Annotated in this window: 5 protein-coding genes and 1 pseudogene; 3 read left to right on the forward strand and 3 right to left on the reverse strand. The window is 51.3% G+C overall.

Features of this window, described 5'->3' with window-relative positions; genetic code table 11:
• Positions 1–72: 72 nt before the first annotated feature.
• The gene (locus tag AC2FNV_RS07635; RefSeq protein ID WP_170482454.1) at positions 73–216 is read left to right on the forward strand and encodes a tannase/feruloyl esterase family alpha/beta hydrolase; all 144 of its coding nucleotides are present in this window, start codon (positions 73–75) and stop codon (positions 214–216) included.
• 132 nt (positions 217–348) lie between these two features.
• On the opposite strand, the gene AC2FNV_RS07640 is transcribed toward AC2FNV_RS07635, so the two are convergent.
• From AC2FNV_RS07640 to AC2FNV_RS07650, 3 genes are all read right to left on the reverse strand, one after another.
• Positions 349–1,365: a sulfotransferase gene (locus AC2FNV_RS07640; protein ID WP_170608837.1), complete on the reverse strand. Its 1,017-nt coding sequence runs from the start codon at positions 1,363–1,365 to the stop codon at positions 349–351.
• Between the two features lie 378 nt (positions 1,366–1,743).
• Entirely contained in the window at positions 1,744–1,962 is a 219-nt protein-coding gene (locus AC2FNV_RS07645; protein WP_170482463.1) for a hypothetical protein, read from the reverse strand.
• Positions 1,963–2,131: 169 nt separating this feature from the next.
• Positions 2,132–3,442, reverse strand: a complete 1,311-nt coding sequence (locus tag AC2FNV_RS07650; protein ID WP_170608839.1) for an arylsulfotransferase family protein — start codon at positions 3,440–3,442, stop codon at positions 2,132–2,134.
• A 1,110-nt stretch (positions 3,443–4,552) separates the two neighbouring features.
• Here AC2FNV_RS07650 and AC2FNV_RS07655 point away from each other — a divergent pair.
• Positions 4,553–5,311 carry an SDR family NAD(P)-dependent oxidoreductase gene (locus tag AC2FNV_RS07655; protein ID WP_170482468.1) on the forward strand — a complete coding sequence of 253 codons (759 nt, stop codon included), beginning with the start codon at positions 4,553–4,555 and terminating at the stop codon, positions 5,309–5,311.
• A gap of 370 nt (positions 5,312–5,681) precedes the next feature.
• A pseudogene (locus AC2FNV_RS07660) lies at positions 5,682–6,169 on the forward strand (alpha/beta hydrolase); the annotation flags it as partial.

Below are 6,169 nucleotides of genomic sequence, written 5' to 3' on the forward strand. Positions count from 1 at the left end.
TCGGCCCTGAAGCATGGAACGGTGGATCCAAGATTGGCGTAGGAAATGTTCTGTTAAAGGCGCGGCACCATCATGGCTGAGTGCGACGCCCTCGACGGGCTCGCAGACGGCATCCTGAACGACCCGAGGGAATGCCCTTTCGATGTAACCAAGCTCGAATGCAGCGCACAGTCTTCGAACGACCGCCTGTCGCCAGAGAAAGTGGTGACGGCATAGGCCATCCACGAAACTTTGGAAATCTAAGGCAAAGCACATCACGGCACGGGCGTCGGTGCCGAGTCGTTGGGCTTCCTCTTTGGGCGAACACTTTGTACCGGTTAAAACCGGCAGGTAAACTGGATTGTTAAATCATACGAGGTGAGGAAGGTCCTGATATTGCGCTTCTGCAATCTTCAGAAGCCCGTCCGGCAAGTCCATGGCATGATCGCGCTTACGCGGGGGTGGGCGATTGAACTCGGTCAAACCGTTATCATGTTGTATTTCCAACTTTTGGGCTAGCAAATCCCAATACTGGGGCTTTTCGCAAAGGCTCTCATAGCGCACCCAAAGTGCGTCTTTCGGCGCGGTCTTCTGCAGCCACCCGTAGACGGCCAACCATTGGTCGACCCAGTAGGCGAGTGTATCAGTCGCGTACGCCGACTCGCGTCCGACCGCGAAGGCCCGATGATCGCCACCGAACTCGTGATGCACAAGCCATTTCATGTATGAATCGGTAAAAGCATCGGCCTGCTGCAAGGACTTGAAGCGGAGATGCTGTCGCAGCAGTGAAGACGCCTGATCAATGGGATTGCGATACGGGATCAGGATCGTCGCATTTGGAAAAGCTGATCTGATTGTGGATAGCCGCAGTATATTATTGTTATTCTTGCAAAGGTATCGGCTTGTATCTCCCGTACGCAGGACTGAGGCGACGAAACTGCGGTATTTATCGATCAAATCGTGATCCGGGTCGTGCGGCGAAAGGTGCGATGGAGCTATGAAACTGGCGCCAGCGAAGGTTCGCCAGAAAACTTCCTCGAAGCTTTCCGGGCTCTCACTATTAACGATGATGCCGTCTCCATGTGCGCGGGGACCTGAATGCACGACTTTAGATCGCGATTGCCGAATTGATCGCCATAGGTTGGGGGCAAGTACAAAGGGCATATCGGCATAAGTCAGTGACCGGAATTCTCCACTGTCGTGAATACGGCGCATCAGCACGGTCGTACCAGCTCGGGCAAGTCCTGCTACATATACGTGGTGTCCGGCCTCGACCGGATCTGCGCTGAAGAGCATCTGGTCGAGCGCGAAGGCAACCTCACCCACTGAAGGATGAGCGAGGCTCAGGTGATGCAGCAGGCGATCAACGGTACCGTAATCAGACATGTCGTAAAATGCAGGGTGTCAAAAGATAAAACATCGTCCCGAGCGCAGTAAAAAGTAGACCCACGGGGTAGAACAGACGGCTCATGAGCTCTGGCAGTAATGGATAGAACAGAAGAATAATGCATAAGGCGGCGGCGCAGATCAGTGCGAGACATGCGAAAAGCGCGGCAATACCTTTCAGACAGCGGACTGCACAGGTCAGCAAGACTTTCTCTTTCCAATGGTCTGAAACGGAAGAGCGCAGCATGACGCGCATTCCCTTCCCGATCGCTTCATTCGTGAAAGAAAAAACCGACCAGAGGGGCATCGATCTTGCCAAGAACCCGGTTACTACCCCTATCAAGGTAAGCGCCGTGAGCTCAGATGCCAAAATTAGGGTCACCCTTGGGGTCCGGTAGCCGTAGGTTTGCGACGGCGCAGAAGCCGTTTCAAAGGATACCAGGCGAGCGCGACAATGGCCATCAGAAGGGCAGCGACAACTCCGAGAACCGCTGTCACGGCGCCAACTCCGAGACCGGGACCAACATAGGCGAATGCTGCAGAAGGGGCCACTGTGACGGTCGCGAGCGCTAGCATAAGGACCACAAACTTTTTCATTACTATGCCTCCAGTTAGCTTTGAATTCAGCTTGGTCGTTCTGAGCATTTCAATCCATAAGTACGGCAACACTGTGATCACATTACGGTTTTCTAATGCAAAAATTCGCTGAATGGCGGCCGATCAGAACCAACATTCAGTGATACCCCTAGGCACAGGACTAAGCCCTTCAGTTACATGTGGGCGGGGTATCAAAGTCAAAGTATCCGTCTGGCAAGAGGTAGGCATCTGCGACATGCAAGGTCGATTTCTTATCCGCGTCGTAGGAATTGATGAAGTCAAAGACGACCTGCCCGTTTGCATCGGCCTCGAAAATACGGCCTTGATGCGCGCTGACCGCGATCAGCCCGCCCGCTGGCAACCGCTGATGCATTCCGTTGAAAGCACTGAAAAAATTGTAGTCCTCGCCATCGAGAAGCACCTCTGTTTCATATGTGGCCGGGTCGATGGCAATTATGGTCGAGAAATCACCGACACCGCGCTCATTGTTGGAATAAACGCTGATGCGACCGTCCACGTTCCAATCTGGGTCATGCTGCCGGTCCCACGGGCCGATACGCCACCATCGAATCTTCGCACTATCAGGGTCAACGACGAACACGAGATTTGGCACACGGTAACTTATCAGCAGATCACCAGGTGAGAACATCGGGAACTTGTCGGCTAGGTTCATGGGCAACGCTTCGATATCATTGCCGTGAACGCGGTCCCAAACGTCGGGTTGGCGTTGCAGATCAAAGATATGGATATGGCGATTCTGACGCCGGACCTCGCCCATATCAACGCGCTGCAGCACTTCTCCGCTTTCACTGTCAATCCTTGTCAATATATGATCAAAATCACCCTGATTGCCTTCGAATGTCCAGAATCCACCATTATCGTCCGGGCTGACCGTATGGTGGTAGACCCCCTCAAGGGCCCATTTACGGCGTCCGCACCAGTCAACGCTGATGATGCCGCCGCCGTCTTCTTGCATTGTAAAGATGATCGAACCGTCAGGCCTGAGGTTCACCCCATACATGTTTTTACGGTTGGCCGGCACACGCGATGTCGGGAGTTCGTCCGTGCTCAACTCCCAGGTCTGGACAAGTTTTCCGTCAGGCCCGATCAGGACGGCACCCCAGAATGTTTGGTCGAAATCGAATGCTCCGAACAGAATGCGATATCCACGAGGAGCGGCATCGGAAATGTAAATCAGGGGCTGGTCCCGGCGCTTGTTTAAACCCGGAACGGCAAGTTCGCGATACGTGAATCCCGTCGCTGTGTGATCGAACTCGTGTGTCCAGCGGCTTGGCGATAAGCCGATATCATTCGCCAGTTTGTCGAAAGGCGAGGAATCTTCCCCCAGTCCACCAGTGATAAACGTCCGAATTTCCGAATAAATGGAGTAGGGAAAAATACGTAATTGGAGCATCGCCACTCCCCATGCAAAACCGACGACAAAGATCAGCCATGACACCGCAAGTCGTACAGAAATCATAGATAGCTCCTCAGATAAAAACCATTTTGCCGGATCGCTCAGGGGTTTATGCTTGGGTAATTCTGGGTGATAGACAAGCTCGGCCGATCACCGAGTATTAATCAGTTTCTTGCTGATGCGATGATGCGCCAGTTTCGCGCGCCTACCAGAGTTTTATCGGCGTGAAGTCCGCGATTTACGACAATAAACAATGAGAAAGTGTGCCTGTTTAGTTATCTGCAAAACCGCATCAGAAGTCAGGTCCTTTGGATTCCCCCTCGAATTCTGTTGATGTCCCATCAGGAAGTGTACTCGGGTCAACTTGTTACATCTTAGAGAAATCAAGCTTCTAAATTCCGATCAAAGCTTCTACATCGTGCGGAACCTGTCGCCTGTCAGGTAATTTCACGATGTCGAGGTTTTTCTGCGTACGGCCCGCTTCAATCTCTTCCTAAATTACCTTGGCTGCTCCCTTTCCAACCCCCTTACCGCTAATCTATCATCAAACATTCTCGCAAGGTAATATTCACGCTACCAAGGAGCCTGTTCGTTACTGTTTGCCTTAAGAGAAAACTGTGTGAGGCCCGCTTCTTGCTAAATGACTCTCACCTTGACTTAGCGGCAAAGGCGACAAACCTCCATCTTTGCTACAGTTCCAAAGCGTCCTCGGTCGACTGAAAAAATGTCGAAACGGGAAGTAGTATAAATCCGGAAATTAAGCCGGATTTGCCTCTTGATGACAATGGCCCCGCAGAAGCCACTTTGGGCTCACAGCAATCTTTTGTCAGAATCGGCGTGAGAGGCTGTTATGCGGACAAAGCCACCCAATGTAGATCCAGCGATTTTTTGGCTGCCCGCTTGGTCAAATTCTTATAACCGCTCGCGATGCAATCGAGCCTTTTCCTGACAACGGTCGTTTTTTGATCTGGTGTCGGATGTTTCAACTTCAACCAAAGCTGTCGAAAGAAGCAAGCGACGGTTCTTTATCCTGCACACTTAGAAAGTGCTGTTGCTGTTATCGACCTCAGAACTGTAGAAGACATCTACTGGCTATTCGAATGCCACTCGGATGTGCATGAGCACGTCAATTTGATGACCCATTCCAGACGCACGGGTAAAAAGATGAGAAGTATGAATTCCAACTTTGCGTCCTATCCAAGCCTAAAAGGAAAAACCGTTTTTGTTACAGGCGGCGCTTCAGGTATCGGAGCAGAAATCGTTTCAGCATTCGCCGTACAGGGATGTCGCGTCGGCTTTCTCGACATGGATAAGGATTCCAGCGAAAATATCGTCAAAACAATAGCTGGAGAACTGGCGTACCAGACGTGTGATCTGCGCGATATCGATGCACTGCGCGCTGGTCTTGGCGAACTCAGATCAAGAATTGGGCCTGCCGATGTGCTTGTTAACAATGCCGCGCGGGACGATCGGCATGACTGGTCCGATGTAATACCCGATTATTGGGATGAGCGTATGAATACCAACTTGCGGCACATGTTTTTTGCAATTCAGGCGGTAGCCCCAGACATGATTTCCGCCGGGGGAGGCGCAATTATCAACATGGGATCAAACTCTTGGTGGGAAGCTGGCGGAGGGTTTCCGGCCTACGCAACAGCCAAAGCTGCCGTGCATGGGCTGACGCGGACAATGGCGCGGGACCTCGGCCCGCACCGCATCCGCGTAAACACCGTTGTGCCCGGTTGGATCATGACAGAGAGGCAAAAGGCACTCTGGGCAACACCAGAAGCTTTGGAAAAACAGCGCGAGCGACAATGCCTGCCTGACTTGATCGATCCTGTTTATGTGGCCCGTATGGTAGTTTTCCTCGCGTCAGACGATGCTGCGATGTGTTCGGCGAACAACTACATGGTGGAGGGCGGATCGATCTAAAATGACATAGCTTAGCATGGCGACGCTCGGGGAGCCGCTATGGGCAGGTTAAAATCTGGAATTGAGCACTCAGAATGGCGGTCAAAGCAGCGCAACAACCCATGGCCCCAAAAAAAACGCCCGATTTCGCCTGGATTATAGAAAGTCCTCGCAAAAGCGAGCAGGTTGGAGTCGAGGAAGGCGAAACCTTTGGTGAGTTTAATACGCGTGTACGAGAGTACGCTTTTGTTGACGACACTTTATGATTTCAGGTTAATTAAATTGTATCTCGCTGCGCATACCGGATTCGGCGTATTGAAGTAGGCAAAAAAACGTTTTCTGTAAAAACGTGTGAGATGTTGAAAATCAAAAGCCAAAAACACGGTAATTTATGGCCCGTAGAAAACCAACAAAACTTTTTCAGATCAATTTTGGTGTCCGCACTTACCCGATACTTACTGCGCTGATGATATTTGTTCTAGTTGCGTCCTGCGGTCGCACACCTGACTTAATCGGTGTGGATAATCCCAAACTTCCGACCGCAACTATTGCCGACGCGAGTCGTCAGAAAATCTTCATTATGACGACCAGAGAAGCATCGGATGTTGTAGACGTTTTTTACAACGATGAACGCGCGCCAGAGGTGGGATTGGCTTCTGTAGTCGTATCTATTCCACCAATTCATGTTCCTGGGCAGTTGGAGGCACCGAAACGGCTGCCTCCCGATCCTAGAAAAGAATTCGCAGTAATCGACCCGGTTGTTTACGAAACCGATTCAGCATTTGTGAAGGATATAAATCGAGAGCTTTCGAAACGCGCACCTGTAGACAGAACAATTATGTTCTTTGTTCACGGATACAACAATACAACAAGCGAAGC

The organism is Ruegeria sp. BHSA163, from assembly GCF_059613365.1.

Coding starts and splice junctions, on each gene's coding strand:
- AC2FNV_RS07640 (WP_170608837.1), bottom strand. CDS start 1,365: ATGTCTGATTACGGTACCGTTGATCGCCTGCTGCATCACCTGAGCCTC.
- AC2FNV_RS07635 (WP_170482454.1), top strand. CDS start 73: ATGGCTGAGTGCGACGCCCTCGACGGGCTCGCAGACGGCATCCTGAAC.
- AC2FNV_RS07645 (WP_170482463.1), bottom strand. CDS start 1,962: ATGAAAAAGTTTGTGGTCCTTATGCTAGCGCTCGCGACCGTCACAGTG.
- AC2FNV_RS07655 (WP_170482468.1), top strand. CDS start 4,553: ATGAATTCCAACTTTGCGTCCTATCCAAGCCTAAAAGGAAAAACCGTT.
- AC2FNV_RS07650 (WP_170608839.1), bottom strand. CDS start 3,442: ATGATTTCTGTACGACTTGCGGTGTCATGGCTGATCTTTGTCGTCGGT.